We start from the raw sequence: 17006 nt of genomic DNA on the forward strand, positions 1-17006 counted from the left end.
GCATGACGATCGATGAGACCGCGGCACGGCCCGGCCAAAGCTGGAGCGCCGAACGCATCGCGCCGGGCAAGCGGCCGCTGTTCACCGCCATGAAGCGCGGCTTTTTCGGGCGCTGCCCGCGCTGCGGCGAGGGCAAGCTGTTCCGCGCCTTTCTCAAGGTCGACGATCATTGCTCGGTCTGCCAGCTCGACTTCACGCCGCACCGCGCCGACGACCTGCCGGCCTATCTGGTGATCGTCATCGTCGGCCATCTGGTGGTGCCGATCGTGCTGTGGGTCGAGACCAATTATTCCCCGGCGGTGCCTTTGCAGCTCGCGATCTATCTGCCGCTGACGCTGATCTTGTCGCTGGGACTGCTGCAGCCGGTGAAGGGCGCGGTGGTCGGGCTGCAATGGGCGTTCCGGATGCATGGCTTCGACGACAATCCCTCTGGCGATATCCCCGCGGTCTAGCTAAAACGCTGAGACTGCAGCGGGGACGGCATGAGCGACACGGCCAACGTCGAGATCGAAGCCGATCAGCATCCCTATTTCCGTCCGAAAGACGCCGCCACGCTGATGCTGGTCGACCGCACGGCGCGGATCCCGAAAGTGCTGGTCGGCCGACGCAACGCCAATGTGGTGTTCATGCCGGGCAAATTCGTGTTTCCCGGCGGCCGGGTCGACAAGACCGACTACCGCATCCCGGTGGCGGCGCCGATCCCGGCCGAGCTCGAAGCCAATCTGCTGCAGGGCCGGCCCTTGATCAGCCGCGCCCGGGCCCGGGCGCTGGCGGTCTGCGCGATCCGCGAGGCCTGCGAGGAGACCGGGCTGTGCCTCGGCCGCAAATCCGATGCCGCGGCGTCGCTCGACGGGCCGTGGGCGCCGTTCGCGGCGGCCGGGCTGTTGCCGGACCCCTCCGGGCTGTTCCTGATCGCCCGCGCCATCACCCCGCCCGGCCGGGTGCGGCGGTTCGACACCCGGTTCTTCACCGCCGACGCCTCCAGGATCGCCCACCGCATCGAGGGGGTGATTCACCCCGGAGCCGAGTTGATCGAGCTGGTGTGGCTCGAAATCGGCGCCAAACCGCTGGCCGGGCTGCACCAGATGACCCGCAACGTGCTCGGCGAGCTGCAACGCCGCCTGGCCTGCGGCCCGCTGCGGCACGACGCCCATGTGCCGTTTTTCCATGTCGCCCGCGGCAAGATGCAGGTCGACGTGTTGAGCGGCACCGCCTGAGCCCCATGGACGCCGGATTCGCCGCCGAAACCGCGCTGCCTGGCCCGGAATACAGTCCGGCCGCGGTTATTTCCCCCGCCAACCTTGACTTTACGGCGTTGCCAGCTAGGTTGCGCGGCGAATGCAGGCCGGCAGCGTTGGCCCGCGCCCGATTCCAGACATTTCGAGGTTTTTTACCATGGCCAAGGCGGTCACCATCAAGATCAAGCTCGTCTCGACCGCGGATACCGGCTTCTATTACGTGGCGAAGAAGAACTCGCGCACCATGACCGACAAGATGGTCAAGAAGAAGTACGATCCGGTGGCGCGCAAGCACGTCGAGTTCAAGGAATCCAAGATCAAGTAAGCTTGTCCAAGCTGCTTGCGGATTTCAACGGGGCCTCGCGGCCCCGTTTTTGTTGCGGCGTCGCAGCGCAGGGGGCGCGAAGCCGCTCGCGCGCAATGCGGGCACCACGCCGTCATCCTGAGGCGCGTAGCGGCGAGCCTCGAAGGATGCGGCTCGGTGTAGCTCATCCTTCGAGACGCGCGGCTTCGTCCTTCGGACTTCGCCGCGCTCCTCAGGGTGACGTCGCAAGGCGCGGCGGCCGCCACGCCGATGCCTGCAAATTTTCAAACAGCCCCACGCATTCCGGATAGCCTCTGGCGATCTCGCGGCGCTGAGCGCCCGAGCTTTGCGAAGTGCCCCTCACCAAAATGAGGGGGGAGGCGCGCCGCGCGGCGCGGGGGTAGCGTTGTCGCGATTCTTCTCGGCCGTTGCGAGCGGCGAGAAATAACCGCGCGTCGCCTTGCGGCGCGCCACCGGCGGCGATTATGGGCCCCGGGACCGTGCTTCCGGGGACAGGCGCGATGCACTCCGCACCACTGATCCCGCCGTTCACCTGTCCCGCGTCCAGCCAACCAGCAAGTGGCAGAGCCTCGTAGTGGGCTCGGCATAGCAGTTTGTCTTTTCGCAAACTGCGTAAACTTGTTTGCGTGACCTGGGGCCTCCCGGGTGGTGCTTGCGAGGCACCAGCGCGGGACGCCGCGTCGACCGAGCTGGAATCGCTTCCACCTCGGCAGCGAGCGATGGGTTGCCCCGCCGCTCGCTCTGTCCCGCTTCAAAAGCGCCCTCGAGAGCGCCCTCATGGACAGGATTATTAGGAATATAGTCTTCAATGCATGGATTGTCAATGGGTCGGCGCTGTAGCTAACTCCACCCATCGCCGTCATCTTGAGGAGCCTGGCGAAGCTCGAACAGCAAAGCCGGGCGTCTCGAAGGATGGGCCGCGAGCTTGGAGTTCGCGCCGTGCACGTTGCCGCATCCTTCGAGGCTCGCCGCTTGCGCGGCTTCGCGCCTCAGGATGACGGCGTGTTGCACGTAGCACAGCGCATCTGGCAAGGCGCAGCACGGCGCGTTGGCGGTTTCACAGATTTCGCTGCGCTCCATCCGCGATACGGACTTTGAATCGGTTGAGGCGTGACCGCCGTGCTCTTGATCGGTAGGCTACGCGCTGCGCGCCAACCCACCATACTAACGACGACCTAACTCACACCAAACGCCGTCATCCTGAGGAGCCAGGCGGAGCGCAGCGAAGCCGGGCATCTCGAAGGATGGGCCGCGGGCTTGGAGCTCGCGCCGTGCACGTTGCCGCATCCTTCGAGGCGCGCCGCTCGCGCGGCTTCGCGCCTCAGGATGACGGCGCATTGCACATAGCACGACGCATCGAGCAAAGCACATCACGGCGCGTTGGCAGTCTCGCGGATTTCGCTGCGCTCCATCCGCGATACGGACTTTGAATCGGTTGAGGCGAGACCGCCGTGCTCTTGATCGGTAGGTTACGCGCTGCGCGCCAACCCACCCTAGAGATATGGTCGCGGCGCTTCCTCTCGCCCATGATCAATTCGAGACACTCTGATCGAACCGCGCTGATCGCAGATCCTCGCGCATCCACGCCGCGAGACATCTCATTTCCCGCTCTCCCGGAACAATCCCCCTCCTCAACGCTTGTTGGGCGCGCCTTGTAGCGCCTTCCAGGAGAATTCAATGAAACGTACCCTGATCGCGGCCGCCGCCGCGGGATTCCTCGGCCTCGGCCTGATACTGCCGGCCGCGGCGATGCCGGCCTCCGGCCTCGGCGCCGCTGCGACCCCGGCAACCATCACCGACAATGTCGTCGAGGCGCAATATGGCCCGCACCGCGGCATGCGTCGCGGCTTCGGCCCGCGCCCCGGCCTGCATCGCGGCTACGGCCCGCGTCCCGGCCTGTATCGCGGCCACCGCGGCCCGCATTACGGCTGGTCGCGCGGCCGCCATCGCGGCTGGCGCTAAGCGCCGGCTATAGCGTTTTCGAGCGAAGTGGATCCCGGTTCGCGTGAAGAAAACGCGTCAAATAAGAATCTAGAGCTCCGGTTCTGATTCTATCAGAACCGGAATAGCTCTAAAGCACGAAGGCCGGCCGAAAGGTCGGCCTTGGTCGTTGTTATTCCCCGCCGTCGCTGGCGAGCAGCCCGCGCACCGCATTGGCCCAGCCCTTCAATTTGCGCGCGCGGGTGGCTTTGCTCATCGCTGGACGAAAGCGATGTTCGAGCCGCCAATTGTCGGCGAATTGCTGCGGCTCCGGATAGATCCCGGCCGAGAGTCCTGCAAGATAGCCGGCGCCGAGCGCGGTGGTCTCGGCGATCATCGGTCGATCGACCGGGGCGTCGAGCAGATCGGCCAGCCGCTGCATGGTCCAGTCCGATGCGGTCATGCCGCCGTCGACCCGCAGCACGATGGAAGCCTCGTCGGCGTCCGGCCAGTCGGCACGCATCGCCGCCCACAGATCGTAGGTCTGATAGCACACGCTCTCGAGCGCGGCATGCGCGAGCTCCGCCGGCCCGGTGTTGCGCGTGAGCCCGAACAGCGCGCCGCGCAGCCGCGGATTCCAATACGGCGCGCCGAGCCCGACGAACGCCGGCACCAGATAGACGCTCTGCAGCGAATCCGATTTGTCGGCGAGCGGCCCGGTCTGCGAGGCGTGCTCGATGATGTGCAGCCCGTCGCGCAGCCATTGCACCGCGCTGCCTGCGACAAAGATCGAGCCTTCCAGCGCGTAGGTGCGCGCACCGTTGAGCTGATAGGCGATGGTGGTGAGCAGCTGGTGCTTGGATTTCACCGGCACCGCGCCGGTGTTGAGTAGCGCAAAACAGCCGGTGCCGTAGGTGGATTTCATCATGCCGGGCGCAAAGCAGGCCTGGCCGATGGTGGCGGCCTGCTGATCGCCGGCGATGCCGCGGATCGCAATCGCGCCGCCGAACAGCTCCGGCTCGCTGTCGCCAAAATGATGGGAAGAATCTTGCACCTCCGGCAGCATCGAACGCGGCACCCGCAGCAGCGCCAGCAACTCGTCGTCCCATTCGCCGGAATGGATGTTGAACAGCAGCGTGCGCGAGGCATTGGTGGCGTCGGTGGCGTGGACGCGGCCGCCGGTCAGCCGCCACAACAGATAGCAGTCGACGGTGCCGAACAGCAGTTCGCCGCGCTCGGCGCGGGCGCGCGCGCCGGGGACGTGATCGAGGATCCACGCCACCTTGGTGCCGGAGAAATACGGATCGATGATCAGCCCGGTCTTGCCCGACACCAGCGGCTCGTGGCCGTCTGCCTTGAGCTGGGCGCAGGCGGCCGCGGTGCGGCGGTCCTGCCAGACGATGGCGCGGTGCACGGCGTGGCCGGTGGCGCGGTCCCACACCACGGTGGTCTCGCGCTGGTTGGTGATGCCGATCGCGGCGATCTCGGAGGCGGCGAGCCCGGCCTGCGCCAGCGCGGCGCGGCAGGTGGTCAGCGTCGACACCCAGATGTCTTCGGGCTCGTGCTCGACCCAGCCGGAGGCCGGAAAGATCTGCGGGAATTCCTGCTGCGCCTGCGCCGCGATCGAAATGTCCTGGCGAAACACGATGGCGCGCGACGATGTGGTGCCCTGATCGATGGCCAGCACGTAGGACATGGGGTTGCTTCCGTGACGCGAGGGATGTGGCGGCAACCCCAGCCGATTGCGCGGGCGAGGTCAAGATAGCGGATTGATCGCTCGCTCCCTCCCGCGGGCGCGGTGACGAACGCTGGCGCCGCGTCTCACCTCTCCCCGCTTGCGGGGAGAGGTCGACCCCGCGTAGCGCAGCGAAGCGGGGTCGGGTGATGGGGCGCCTCGACAAAACGCAGCGCCCCCTCACCCGGCGAGCTTCGCTCGCGACCCTCTCCCCGCAAGCGGGGCGAGGGACGCGCTGCCGTCGTTGCGGCGCCGCCAATCCAATCGCAGGCCGTTCAGATCAGCCCGCCGGCGGCGCTGACGCGGCGCAGGTGGAAGTCGGCGTCGCCGAAGGTCGCCTCGATCATGGTCAGCCGCTTGAAGTAGTGGCCGATCTTGTACTCCATGGTCATGCCGACGCCGCCGTGCAGCTGGATCGCCTGCTCGCCGACGAATTTCGCCGATTTGCCGATCTGCACCTTGGCCGCCGCCACCGCGTTGGCGCGCGCCGCGGCGTCGTCGAAATCCGACGCCATGGTGGCGAACAGCGCCATCGATCGCGCCTGCTCGAGTGCGACGAACATGTCGGCGGCGCGATGCTGCAGCACCTGGAACGAGCCGATCGGTACCCCGAACTGGGTGCGGGTCTTGAGATACTCCACCGTGGTCTTCAGCGATTCATCCATCGCGCCAACCGCCTCCGCGCACAACGCGGCGCGGGCGTCGTCGACCACCCGCTCGATCAGCGGCAGCGCGTTCTCCGGATCGCCGATCGCGGCCTCAGCGCCGACCTCGACGCCGGTGAAGGAGATGTCGGCGGCGTGCAGGCCGTCCTGGGTCGGATAGCCCTTGATGGCGACGCCCTTGGCGTTCGCCGGCACCAGGAACACGCCGATGCCGGCGCGGTCGCGCTGGCCGCCGGCGCTGCGCGCGGTGACCAGCAGCGTATCGGCGGCCTCGCCGTTCAACACCACGAATTTCTCGCCGTCGATGACGTAGCCGTCGCCGGTCTTCTTCGCGGTGGTGGAGACGTCGCCGAGATCGTAGCGCGAGGTCTTCTCCAATTGCGCGAAGGCCAAGGTCTTGGAGCCGTCGACGATGCCGGGCAGATGCTCAGCCTTCTGCGCCGCCGAACCGCCGCGGCGCAGGAAACCGCCGCCGAGCACCACGGTCGCCAGATATGGCTCGACCACCAGCGCCTTGCCGAGCGCTTCCATCACGATCATGGTTTCGACCGAGCCCGCGCCGAAGCCGCCGTCGTCTTCGGAAAACGGCAGGCCCAATAGCCCCTGCTCGGCGAGCTTGCTCCAGACGCTTTTGCTCCAGCCGCCGGGCTCGGCCTGATACTTCTTGCGGGCGTCGAAATCATAGGAGGTCTTCAACAGACCCTCGACGCTGTCCTTCAGGAGCCGCTGCTCCTCCGAGAGATCAAAATCCATCCTGGTATTCCCCATATTCCGAAAGCGATGCCCGTTCGGGCGCAAGTCTCTCGTCATTCCGGGGGGCGCCGCAGTCGGCAAAGCTGGCTGGAGCGCAGGCCCGGAATCCATATCCCCTGCGGTGGTTATGGATTCCGGGCTCGCTCGAGCTTGCGCTCTCGCGCCCCGGAATGACAGCAATGAACGACGCAGGGATTACAGCCCCAGCACCGCCTTGCTGATGATGTTGCGCTGGATCTCGTTACTGCCGCCGTAGATCGAGACCTTGCGGTTGTTGAAATACGAAGGCGCGACCTGCGCGGTCCAGTCCATCGCCTCGTTGGAGCCATCGTCGCCGTGGACGTCAAACGGTGCGGCAAACGGCCCGATCACGTCCATCAACAATTCGGTGGTGGCCTGCTGGATCTCCGAGCCCTTGATCTTCAGCACCGAGGACGCCGGATCCGGCTTGCCCTTGCCGTGCTTGCCTTCATTGGCGACGACGCGAAGCTGGGTCAGTTCCAGCGCCTTCAGCTCGATCTCCACCAGCGCCAGCTTCTCGCGGAATTTCTGATCCGCGATCACCGGCTGGCCGCCGGCCTCGACCTTGGCGGCGAGCTCCTTGATGCGCTTGATGCGCTCCTTGGAGACGCCGACCCGGGCGATGCCGGTGCGTTCATTGCCGAGCAGGAATTTGGCGTAGTCCCAACCCTTGTTCTCCTCGCCGACCAGGTTTTCCAGCGGCACCTCGACGTCGTCGAAGAACACCTCGTTGACCTCGCTGGAGCCGTCGATGGTCTGGATCGGCCGCACCGTGATGCCCTTGCTCTTCATGTCGATCAGGATGAAGGAGATGCCGGACTGTTTCTTGGCGGCGGGATCGGTGCGGCACAGACAAAAGATCCAGTCGGCGTATTGCGCCAGCGTGGTCCAGGTCTTCTGGCCGTTGACGATGTAGTGGTCGCCCTTCTTCTCGGCCTTGGTCTTCAGCGAGGCGAGATCAGAGCCGGAGCCGGGCTCGGAGAAGCCCTGGCACCACCAGTCGTCGACATTGGCGATGCGCGGCAGGAAGCGCTCTTTCTGCGCGTCGTTGCCGAAGGTGTAGATCACCGGGCCGACCATCGAGACGCCGAACGCCAACGGCGCCGGCGCCGGCGCCATCTGCAGTTCCTCGTTGAAGATGTAGTCCTGCACCGAGCTCCAGCCGGTGCCGCCATATTGCTTCGGCCAATGCGGCACGCCCCAGCCCTTCTGGTTGAGGATGCGCCACCAGTCGACCATTTCCTGTTTGGTCGGGTGGCGGCCCTCCACCAGTTTCTGCCGCAGCGCCGCCGGCACGTTGTCCTTGAAGAAGGCGCGGACGTCGTCGCGAAACGCCAGTTCGTCCTTGCTGAAACTCAGATCCATGTCGTCCTCCGTGGTTGTCGCCGTCACCCTGAGGCGCTGTCGCGCAGCGACAGCCTCGAAGGGCGACGGCCCGTCTTTTCGTTCCTAATCGTCATCCTTCGAGGCTCGCCGCCAGTGCGGCTTCGCACCTCAGGATGACGGCGCCTACTGCACGATCTCGAACAGGCCGGCCGAGCCCATGCCGCCGCCGACGCACATCGTCACCACCGCGTATTTCGCCTTGCGGCGGCGGCCTTCGATCAGCGCGTGGCCGGCGAGCCGCGCCCCCGACATGCCGTAGGGATGGCCGACCGCAATGGCGCCGCCGTCGACGTTGATCTTGTCCGGATCGATGCCGAGCTTGTCGCGACAATACAGCACCTGCACCGCAAAGGCTTCGTTGAGCTCCCACAGGTCGATGTCGTCGATCGAAAGCCCGTGGCGCTTCAAGAGCCGCGGCACCGCGAACACCGGGCCGATGCCCATCTCGTCCGGCTCGCAGCCGGCCGAGACGAAGCCGCGGAAGATGCCGAGCGGCTTCAGCCCCTTCTTGGCGGCGAGCGTATCGCTCATCACCACGGTGGCGCTGGCGCCGTCGGACAATTGGCTGGCATTGCCGGCGGTGATGGTGAAGCCGTCGCCGCGCACCGGCTTCAGCCCGGCCAGGCCTTCGGCGGATGTATCCGGCCGCGGGCCTTCGTCCTGGGTCAGCGTGATGTCCTTGAACGACACCGCACCGCTGACCTTGTCGACCACGCCCATCTTGGTCGAGATCGGCACGATCTCGTCGCCAAACTTGCCGCCCTGCTGGGCGGCGGCGGTGCGGCGCTGGCTCTCCAGCGAATATTCGTCCTGCCGCTCGCGCGAGATGCCGTAGCGCTTGGCGACCACCTCGGCGGTGTCGAGCATCGCCATATAGACCTCGCCCTTGATCGCCTGCAGCGCCGGATCGACGGCGTGGAAGGTGTTCATCTTGTCGTTCTGCACCAGGCTGATCGACTCGCCGCCGCCGGCCACCGCAATCTCGACGCCGTCGAACAGCACCGAACGCGCCGCGAGCGCAATCGCCTGCAGCCCGGAGGCGCATTGCCGGTCGATGGTGGTGCCGGCGACCGACACCGGCAGGCCGGCGCGCAACAGCGCCTTGCGCGCGATGTTGCCGCCGGTGGCGCCCTGCTGCAAGGCCGCACCCATCACCACGTCCTCGACCTCCTTGGGGTCGATGCCGGCGCGCTGCACCGCGTGCTCGATGGCGTGGCCGAGCAAGGTCGCGCCCTCGGTGGCGTTGAGCGCGCCGCGATAGGCCTTGCCGATCGGGGTGCGCGCGGTGGAAACGATAACGGCCTCGGTCATGGGCGACCTCCTGTGAGTTGTTGTTGTTTGTTTGGGTGGTTCGGTTGCTTGGACCGCAACTCGTGCCGCGACAATTTACCGACCGCGGTGCGCGGCAATTCGTCGACGAATTCCAGCGCCGCCGGCAACTCGTGCTTGCCGAGCTTGCCTTCGAGAAATGCCCGCAGCTCGTCGAGGCTGAACGGCGCTGCGCCGTCGCGCAGCTTGATGAAGGCTTTCGCCGCCTCGCCGCGATAAGGATCGGCAATCCCGATCACGATCACTTCCTGCACGCCGGCATGCTCATAGATCGCCTGCTCGATCATCTGCGGATAGACGTTGAAGCCACCACAGATGATCATGTCCTTCTTGCGGTCGACCAGATAGAAGTAACCATCCTGGTCCATATAGCCAATGTCGCCGGTGAGAAATCGATCGCCGACGAAGCCTTCGGCGGTCTCTTGCGGCCGGTTCCAGTAGCCGCTTGTGACGTTGGGGCCGCGAATCCGCAATTCTCCGACCTCGCCTGGCGCAAGCGGCTTGCTGGAATCATCCAGCGACACGACGTCGAGCTCGATACCAGGCAGCATCAGCCCGATCGAGCCGGGCTTGTCCGGGCCTTCGAGTGGATGCGACGAGCCTGGCGAGCAGGTCTCGGTCATGCCCCAGCCGCTCTTCAGTTTGAGGCCGGTCTTGCGCTCGAAGATCTTCGCCACCTCGACCGGCAGCGGCGCGCCGCCGGAGCCGCAATTCGCCAGCGACGACAGGTCGCGGCGCTCCAGCGACGGATCGGCCGCGAGCGCGATCCACATCGTCGGCACGCCGGGAAACACCGTAGCGCGTTTGTCCTCGATGTCGCCGAAGATCGCGGCGGTGTCGAAGCGCTGATGCAGCGAGATCAGGTCGCCGTTAGTCAGCGAGCGCAACAAGATCACGGTGAGCGCGTAGATGTGAAACAGCGGCAGCACGCAGATCACGCGCTCCACCGTGTTGCGCGCGGCGCGGTCCTTGGCGCCCCAGCAATTGTAGATCGACACCGCCGCGGTCAAATTGCCGTGGCTCAGCATCGCGCCTTTCGGCAGCCCAGTGGTGCCGCCGGTGTATTGCAGCACGGCGACGTCGTCGGGCGCAAGCTGCGGCCATGACGGCGGCGGCACGGCGCCCTTGGTGAAATCGGCGTAGCGGATGATGTGCGGATCGTCCGGGACAGCGGCGTGCGGATTGCCGGCGGCGCCCCAATGCGCGTCGTCGCAGACGATCAGCCGGTCGAGCAGCCCGGCGGCAAGAAACTTCAGCGCCATCGGCAGCAACCCGGCGAGATCGCTGGTGATCAGGATCCGCGCGCCGGAATCGCTGAGCTTGTGCGACAGCGCGCGTTCGCCGTCGAGCGGCGACAGATGCACGACGCGGGCGCCGGCCTTCAGCGCGCCGAAGAAATTGATCGGATGATCCGGCAGATTGCCGAGATAGAGCGCGACGGAGCTGTCTTGGCCGTAGCCGGCGCGGATCAGCGCGGCCGCCGCGGTCTCCGCCTGCGCTTCCAGCTCAGAAAAGCTAATCGCACGGTCGCGAAATTCGAGCGCCGGCCGCGCGCCGTAGCGCAGGGCCGCATTCGCCAGCAGATCGGGCAGCGTGCCGCGCGCAATCGGCGCGTCCCAGCGCACGCCCTCGGGATAGAATCGCTCGCCGGGATGGGTCATGGGTGATGGGCCCCTTCGACTGCAAGGCGATGGGGTCCATCGACTCCAAGCAGTGCCTCTCTGTTCCCTCCCCCCTTGCGGTGGAGGGTTAGGGAGGGGGGTAAGCCACAAGCGCGGTGCCCGCGGCACCCCCACCCCCGACCCCTCCCCGCAAGGGGGAGGGGAGCAGAGCCGCGGCGACGCGTTGCCCTAACCACTTGCAGGACGAACCCGACCCGGAGCGCGGCGAGCCCCCTCGCCCCGCTTGCGGGGAGAGGGTTGGGGTGGGGGGGCGATGCAGCCAGATGAGGCGGCGCGACATATCGCAACGCCCCCTCACCCGACCGGCTTCGCTTGCGCTGCGCCGGTCGACCTCTCCCCGCACGCGGGGAGAGGTGAAGCTGTTCGCGTGGCGGCGTCGGCGAAAGCCCCATCACGCGGCTTTCGCCGGCTTGGCGAGCGCTGCGAAATTGCCGCCCTCGGCGGCGAGCCGCGCCAAGAGCGGCGCCGGCTCCAGCGTGGCATCGTTGGTCGCGCGGGCGTAGTAGGACAGCCGTTCGGCGATCTGCTTCAAGCCAACCTGATCGGCATAGAACATCGGGCCGCCGCGATACACCGGCCAGCCATAGCCATACAGCCAGATCACGTCGATGTCGGAGGGCCGCGCCGCGATGCCCTCTTCGAGAATCCGCGCGCCCTCGTTGATCATCGGATACATCATCCGTTCCAGGATTTCCTGATCGAAAATCTCGCGGCGCTTCAGGCCGAGCTTGCTTAGCGTGTCGTTGATCAGGGTTTCGACCTCGGGATCTGGCAACGGCGCGCGCGAACCAGGCTCATACTTGTAGTAGCCCTTGCCGGTCTTCTGGCCGAACCGGCCGGCCTCGCACAAGGCGTCGGCGATTTCCGAGGTGATGCCGCGGTCTTTGCGCGAGCGCCAGCCGATGTCGAGCCCGGCGAGATCGCCCATCGCGAACGGCCCCATCGGCATGCCGAATTTGGTCACCACCGCATCGACCTGCTGCGGCAGCGCGCCTTCGAACAACAGCTTCTCGGCCTGCTTGCCGCGCGCCGCCAGCATGCGGTTACCGACGAAGCCGTCGCAGACGCCCACCACCGCCGGCACCTTGGCGATTTTGCGCGCGATCGCGACCGCGGTCAGCAGCGCGTCCGGTGCGGTCTTGTCGGCGCGCACGATCTCGCACAGCTTCATCACATTGGCCGGCGAGAAGAAGTGCATGCCGAGCACGTCCTCCGGCCGCCTTGTGACCTGGGCGATCTCGTCGATGTTGAGATAGGAGGTGTTCGACGCCAGCACCGCGCCTGGCTTGGCGTAGGCGTCGATCGCGGTGAACACCTCTTTCTTCACCGCCATGGTCTCGAACACCGCTTCGATGATCAGGTCGGCATCCTTGACGTGCTCGAGCCCGACCACGCCGGCGATCAGCGCCATCCGCTTGGTCGGCGCATCGGCCGGAATGCCGCCCCGCGCCGCGGTGGCGTCGTAGTTCTTCCGCATCACGCCGAGCCCGCGCTGCAGCTGCTCCTCGCCGGTCTCGATCAGCGTCACCGGAATCCCGGCGTTGGCGAACGACATCGCGATGCCGCCGCCCATGGTGCCGGCGCCGATGATGGCCACGCGCGCCACCGGACGCGGCCTGGTGCCGTCGGGCACGCCAGAGACTTTCGCCGCCTCGCGCTCGGCGAAGAACGCGTAGCGTTGCGCCTTGGACTGCTCGCCGGCGACGAGCTTCATGAAGCCCTCGCGCTCCTTCTTCAGGCCCTGGTCGAACGGCAGGTCGATCGCGGCGCCGATCGCATCGGCGGCGGCAAACGGCGCTTCCAGCCCCCTCGCCTTCTTGGTCATCGCCGCCACCGCATCGGTGAAGATGGCGCGGTCGGCTTTCGCCGCCTGCAATTTGGCATCGTCGTCGCGCAGTTTGCGCAACGGCCGCTGCTCGGCCAACACCTGCCGCGCAAAGGCCTCGCCGCCAGCGACGGTGTCTTCGACGATCGCATCGATCAGGCCATGTTTGAACGCGTCCGCGGCGCCGATCGGATCGCCGCCGACGATCATCTTCACCGCAAGCTCCGGGCCGACCGCGCGCGGCAGCCGCTGCGTGCCGCCGGCGCCCGGCAACAGGCCGAGCTTGACCTCCGGCAATCCGAGTTTGGCGTCCTTCACCGCGACGCGGTAGTGGCAGCCGAGCGCGGTTTCGAGACCGCCGCCCAATGCGGTGCCGTGGATCGCAGCGACGATCGGCTTTGGCGAATTCTCCAATTCGGCGATCACTTCGCCGAGCCCGGGGGACTGCGGCGGCTTGCCGAATTCGGTGATGTCGGCGCCCGCGATGAAGGTGCGCCCGGCGCAGACCAGCACGATCGCCTTAACCGCGGGATCGGCGATCGCCTGCTCGACGGATTCGGAGATGCCGCGACGCACCGCGGCGCTCAGCGCGTTGACCGGCAGATTATCCACCGTGACGATGGCGATCGCATCATGGCGTTCCAGCTTGACGACGTCGGTCACGCAACTCTCCTTGTGTGTTTGTTTTCGCTTATTCCGCACTGCGAAATTTAATTCCACATCTTGACAAGGAGGGTTATTTTGAAGAGCGTCGCTTGTCAACGCGGTCGATACGATCGATAGGACCGGGATGAAACGTCCAGGCAAGAAGGTGGCGACCGATCGCAGCTTCGTCGTCGCGCTGTCCCGCGGCCTCGACGTGCTGCGCGCATTTCACCCCAATGACGGGCTGCTTGGCAATCAGGAGATTGCCGCGCGCACCAATTTACCCAAGCCGACGATTTCCCGGCTGACCTACACGCTGTGCAAACTCGGCTATCTGACCCAGGTTCCGCGCTTCGAGAAGTACCAGCTGGCGCCGCCGGCGCTGGCGATCGGCTATGCCGCGCTGGCCAATCTCGGTATTCGGCATCTGTCGGAACCGTTCCGCGAGGAATTGATGCGGCAGACCGGCGGCGCGGTGGCGATCGGCGGCCGCGACCGCCACAGCATGATCTATTTCGGCCAGGCGCGCTCCAGCCTCACCGTCGGCGTGCAGCTCGACGTTGGCTCCAGGGTGCCGATCGCCACCACGGCGATGGGGCGGGCCTATATCTGGGCGCTGGCGGACGACGAACGCGCGGCGTTGCTGCGCGAGTTGCGCGAGCATTACGGCAGCCGCTTCGCCAAGATGAAGGACGGCATCGAGCGCGCCGGCGAGATGGTCGCCAAGCGCGGCTTCGCGATCTCGGCCGGCGAATGGCAGGACGACGTCCACGCCGCCGGCGTGTCGCTGAAGCTCAACGACGGCACCGGGCCCTACGCGTTCAATTGCGGCGCGCCGGCATTCCGTTTCACGGAAGATCGCCTGATCAACGACATCGGCCCGCGCCTGGTGGCGATGGTCCGCAACATCGAGGCGGCGCTCGGCGGCAACGCGGTGCCGCCGACACGAAAACAAGAAAACAAAAAGACCAAACCGGGAGGAAAAATTGCACGCGTGGTCGAGGGGATCAGATAGCAGGCGGCGCCTGACCCAGCAGCGCAACGACAGCGGCCGCCCGATCCCGGGCCGGCGCCGATGAACGCGCGGGTCGAGCGCAGCATGCAGGTCGCGCCGCTGCTTGCGGTGCGCGAGGTCAGCGTGACGTTCGGCGGCATCGTCGCGCTGAACGGCGTGTCGTTCGAGTTGCACAAGAGCCAGATCCTCGGCCTGATCGGGCCGAACGGCGCCGGCAAGACCACGCTGTTCAACTGCCTGTCGCGGCTGTATCAGCCGAGCCGCGGCGACATCCTGCTCGACGGCGACAGCATCCTGACCCGTCCGGCGCACCGGATCGCCGAGATCGGCATCGGCCGCACCTTCCAGAACGTCGCCTTGTTTGCCGAACTTTCCGTGCGCGACAACGTCCGGGTCGGCGCGCATGCGCGCAGCCGCAGCGACATCATCTCGGATTCGCTGCGGCTGCCCTGGGCCCGCCGCGGCGAGGCCAGGCTCAACGGCAAGGTCGACGAGATTCTGGACTATCTCGAACTCGGCGACGTCGCCGAGGTGACCGTGGCCGGCCTGCCGTTCGGCACCCAGAAACGCGTCGAGCTGGCGCGCGCGCTCGCCGCCGAACCGAAGATCCTGCTGCTCGACGAGCCCGCCGGCGGGCTCAACCACGAGGAGGTGGTTTCGCTCGGCGCGCTGATCCGCAAGATCCGCGACGACCTCGGCGTCACCGTGCTGTTGGTCGAGCATCACATGGGGCTGGTGATGTCGATCGCCGATCACGTGGTGGCTTTGAATTTCGGCAAGAAGCTCGCCGAAGGCCCGCCCGCCGCGGTGCAGAGCAATCCCGAGGTAATCAAGGCCTATCTCGGGAGCAAAGAGCCGTGACGGCGCTGCTCGACGTCAAGGACTTGCGCGCTTATTACGGCGCGGTGCAGGCGCTGCACGGGCTCGACTTCGCGCTCGACCAAGGCAGCCTCACCGCGCTGCTCGGCGCCAACGGCGCCGGCAAGACCACCACCTTGCGCGCGATCTGCAACATGGTGCGGTCCACCGGCAGCATCGAATTCGACGGCGCGGCGCTCGCCGGCCGCGCCACCGAAAACATCGTGCGGCTCGGCATCGCCCATGTGCCGCAGGGCCGCGGCACCTTCGCCTCCCTAAGCGTCGCGGAAAACCTGCAGCTCGGCGCCATCAGCCGCCGCGACCGCGAGATCGCCGCCGACCTTGAGCGGGTCTACGCGCATTTCCCGGTGCTGAGACAGCGCCACCGCCAGCAGGCCGGCACGCTGAGTGGCGGCGAGCAGCAGATGCTGGCCGTGGCGCGCGCGCTGATGCTGCGGCCGCGGCTGATGCTGCTCGACGAACCGTCGTTCGGCCTCGCCCCCTTGATGGTCGCCGAGCTGTTCCGGATTCTCGGCAGGATCAACCGCGAGGACAAGGTCACCATCCTGGTGGTGGAGCAGAACGCCGAACTGGCGCTGGCGCTCGCCGACCAGGCCTACGTGATCGAGACCGGGCGGATCGTGATGGCGGGCGCGGCCGCCGCGATCGCCGCGAACCCAGACGTCCGCAAATCATACTTAGGCTATTGAGGGCATTCGAGGGGGCGGCCATGGAGCTATTCACCAACCAGATCCTGGCCGGCATCGCCACCGGCGCGATCTATGCCTGCATGGCGCTCGCCGTGGTGATGATCTACCAGGCGATCGACCAGCTGAATTTCGCGCAAGGCGAAATGGCGATGGTCTCCACCTTCATCGCCTGGCAATTGATGCAATGGGGCGTGCCGTATTGGGGCGCCTTCGTGCTGACGCTGGTGGCGTCCTTCGCCGGCGGCGTCGCGATCGAGCGGGCGCTGTTCAAGCCGCTCGCCAACGCCCCGGTGCTGACCCACGTCGCGGGCTTCATCGCGCTGTTCGCGATCCTCAACAGCGTCGCCGGGCTGACCTTTGACTTCACCATCAAGCAATTCCCCTCGCCGTTCGGGTCTTCGCCGTTCCTCGGCAGCCGGCTGATCTCGACGCATCAGGCCGGCATGATCGGCGTCACGCTGGGGCTGTTGCTGCTGCTGTACTTCTTCTTCCAGTTCACGAGGGTCGGCCTCGCCATGCGCGCCGCCGCCAGCATGCCGGAATCGGCACGGCTGGTCGGCATCAACACCTCCTGGATGGTGGCGCTTGGCTGGGGCATGGCGAGCGCGATCGGCGCGATCGCGGGCATGCTGATCGCGCCGGTCGTGTTTCTCGAGCCCAACATGATGGGCGGCGTGCTGATCTACGGCTTCGCCGCCGCGGTGCTCGGCGGGTTGTCGAGCCCGTTCGGCGCGGTGGTCGGCGGCTTTCTGGTCGGCATCTTCGAGAACCTCGCCGGCACCTACATCCCCGGCGTCGGCAATGAATTGAAACTGCCGATCGCGCTGGCGCTGATCGTCACGGTGCTGGTGGTCAGACCCAACGGCCTGTTCGGCCGCGCCGTCGTCAAGCGGGTCTGA

General features: G+C 66.5%; 14 protein-coding genes. 8 read left to right on the forward strand and 6 right to left on the reverse strand.

The annotated features are described in order from the left end of the window. Positions 1-2: 2 nt before the first annotated feature. The 4 genes from VGC77_RS07370 (at position 3) to VGC77_RS07385 (ending at position 3525) form a co-directional block, all read left to right on the forward strand. Entirely contained in the window at positions 3-452 is a 450-nt protein-coding gene (locus VGC77_RS07370; protein WP_331170923.1) for a DUF983 domain-containing protein, read from the forward strand. Between the two features lie 30 nt (positions 453-482). Further along, positions 483-1217, forward strand: coding sequence for an NUDIX hydrolase (locus VGC77_RS07375; RefSeq protein WP_331170924.1), 735 nt, complete (start codon positions 483-485; stop codon positions 1215-1217). Positions 1218-1395: 178 nt separating this feature from the next. Beyond that, on the forward strand, positions 1396-1563 hold the full coding sequence (rpmG, locus tag VGC77_RS07380) for a 50S ribosomal protein L33 (protein WP_011472688.1): 168 nt from the start codon (positions 1396-1398) through the stop codon (positions 1561-1563). Between the two features lie 1677 nt (positions 1564-3240). After that, entirely contained in the window at positions 3241-3525 is a 285-nt protein-coding gene (locus VGC77_RS07385; protein ID WP_331170925.1) for a hypothetical protein, read from the forward strand. A gap of 151 nt (positions 3526-3676) precedes the next feature. On the opposite strand, the gene glpK is transcribed toward VGC77_RS07385, so the two are convergent. The 6 genes from glpK to VGC77_RS07415 all read right to left on the reverse strand — a co-directional run bounded on the left by glpK (position 3677) and on the right by VGC77_RS07415 (position 13542). Beyond that, complete coding sequence (gene glpK, locus VGC77_RS07390; protein WP_331170926.1) at positions 3677-5179, reverse strand: glycerol kinase GlpK; 1503 nt, start codon at positions 5177-5179, stop codon at positions 3677-3679. Positions 5180-5493: 314 nt separating this feature from the next. After that, entirely contained in the window at positions 5494-6636 is a 1143-nt protein-coding gene (gene pimD / locus VGC77_RS07395) for a pimeloyl-CoA dehydrogenase small subunit (RefSeq protein ID WP_331170927.1), read from the reverse strand. A gap of 195 nt (positions 6637-6831) precedes the next feature. Then, a complete protein-coding gene (gene pimC, locus VGC77_RS07400) occupies positions 6832-8022 on the reverse strand; it encodes a pimeloyl-CoA dehydrogenase large subunit (protein ID WP_331170928.1) in 1191 nt (396 codons plus the stop codon). 144 nt (positions 8023-8166) lie between these two features. After that, a complete protein-coding gene (locus VGC77_RS07405; RefSeq protein WP_331170929.1) occupies positions 8167-9354 on the reverse strand; it encodes an acetyl-CoA C-acyltransferase in 1188 nt (395 codons plus the stop codon). Beyond that, positions 9351-11033 carry a dicarboxylate--CoA ligase PimA gene (pimA, locus tag VGC77_RS07410; RefSeq protein WP_331170930.1) on the reverse strand — a complete coding sequence of 561 codons (1683 nt, stop codon included), beginning with the start codon at positions 11031-11033 and terminating at the stop codon, positions 9351-9353. Before pimA ends, VGC77_RS07405 begins: the two co-directional genes overlap by 4 nt. A gap of 412 nt (positions 11034-11445) precedes the next feature. Further along, a complete protein-coding gene (locus VGC77_RS07415) occupies positions 11446-13542 on the reverse strand; it encodes a 3-hydroxyacyl-CoA dehydrogenase NAD-binding domain-containing protein (RefSeq protein WP_331170931.1) in 2097 nt (698 codons plus the stop codon). 127 nt (positions 13543-13669) lie between these two features. On the opposite strand from VGC77_RS07415, the gene VGC77_RS07420 reads away from it, so the two are divergent. Genes VGC77_RS07420 through VGC77_RS07435 form a run of 4 tightly spaced genes read left to right on the forward strand, consistent with a single transcriptional unit; the run spans position 13670 to position 17006 of the window. Continuing rightward, a complete protein-coding gene (locus tag VGC77_RS07420) occupies positions 13670-14539 on the forward strand; it encodes an IclR family transcriptional regulator (RefSeq protein WP_331170932.1) in 870 nt (289 codons plus the stop codon). 60 nt (positions 14540-14599) lie between these two features. Continuing rightward, complete coding sequence (locus VGC77_RS07425) at positions 14600-15400, forward strand: ABC transporter ATP-binding protein (protein ID WP_331170933.1); 801 nt, start codon at positions 14600-14602, stop codon at positions 15398-15400. Continuing rightward, positions 15397-16107, forward strand: a complete 711-nt coding sequence (locus tag VGC77_RS07430; protein ID WP_331170934.1) for an ABC transporter ATP-binding protein — start codon at positions 15397-15399, stop codon at positions 16105-16107. Before VGC77_RS07425 ends, VGC77_RS07430 begins: the two co-directional genes overlap by 4 nt. Positions 16108-16127: 20 nt before the next feature. Then, a complete protein-coding gene (locus VGC77_RS07435) occupies positions 16128-17006 on the forward strand; it encodes a branched-chain amino acid ABC transporter permease (RefSeq protein ID WP_331170935.1) in 879 nt (292 codons plus the stop codon).

The sequence above is a fragment of the Rhodopseudomonas sp. genome (assembly GCF_036404135.1).
Taxonomy (GTDB): Bacteria; Pseudomonadota; Alphaproteobacteria; order Rhizobiales; family Xanthobacteraceae; genus Rhodopseudomonas_A.

What these genes read in the sequence shown, in the direction of transcription:
- VGC77_RS07385 (WP_331170925.1), top strand. Translation starts at nt 3,241, where the DNA reads ATGAAACGTACCCTGATCGCGGCCGCCGCCGCGGGATTCCTCGGCCTC.
- VGC77_RS07425 (WP_331170933.1), top strand. Translation starts at nt 14,600, where the DNA reads ATGAACGCGCGGGTCGAGCGCAGCATGCAGGTCGCGCCGCTGCTTGCG.
- VGC77_RS07370 (WP_331170923.1), top strand. Translation starts at nt 3, where the DNA reads ATGACGATCGATGAGACCGCGGCACGGCCCGGCCAAAGCTGGAGCGCC.
- VGC77_RS07375 (WP_331170924.1), top strand. Translation starts at nt 483, where the DNA reads ATGAGCGACACGGCCAACGTCGAGATCGAAGCCGATCAGCATCCCTAT.
- VGC77_RS07435 (WP_331170935.1), top strand. Translation starts at nt 16,128, where the DNA reads ATGGAGCTATTCACCAACCAGATCCTGGCCGGCATCGCCACCGGCGCG.
- VGC77_RS07420 (WP_331170932.1), top strand. Translation starts at nt 13,670, where the DNA reads ATGAAACGTCCAGGCAAGAAGGTGGCGACCGATCGCAGCTTCGTCGTC.
- glpK (WP_331170926.1), bottom strand. Translation starts at nt 5,179, where the DNA reads ATGTCCTACGTGCTGGCCATCGATCAGGGCACCACATCGTCGCGCGCC.
- rpmG (WP_011472688.1), top strand. Translation starts at nt 1,396, where the DNA reads ATGGCCAAGGCGGTCACCATCAAGATCAAGCTCGTCTCGACCGCGGAT.
- VGC77_RS07405 (WP_331170929.1), bottom strand. Translation starts at nt 9,354, where the DNA reads ATGACCGAGGCCGTTATCGTTTCCACCGCGCGCACCCCGATCGGCAAG.
- pimD (WP_331170927.1), bottom strand. Translation starts at nt 6,636, where the DNA reads ATGGATTTTGATCTCTCGGAGGAGCAGCGGCTCCTGAAGGACAGCGTC.
- pimC (WP_331170928.1), bottom strand. Translation starts at nt 8,022, where the DNA reads ATGGATCTGAGTTTCAGCAAGGACGAACTGGCGTTTCGCGACGACGTC.
- pimA (WP_331170930.1), bottom strand. Translation starts at nt 11,033, where the DNA reads ATGACCCATCCCGGCGAGCGATTCTATCCCGAGGGCGTGCGCTGGGAC.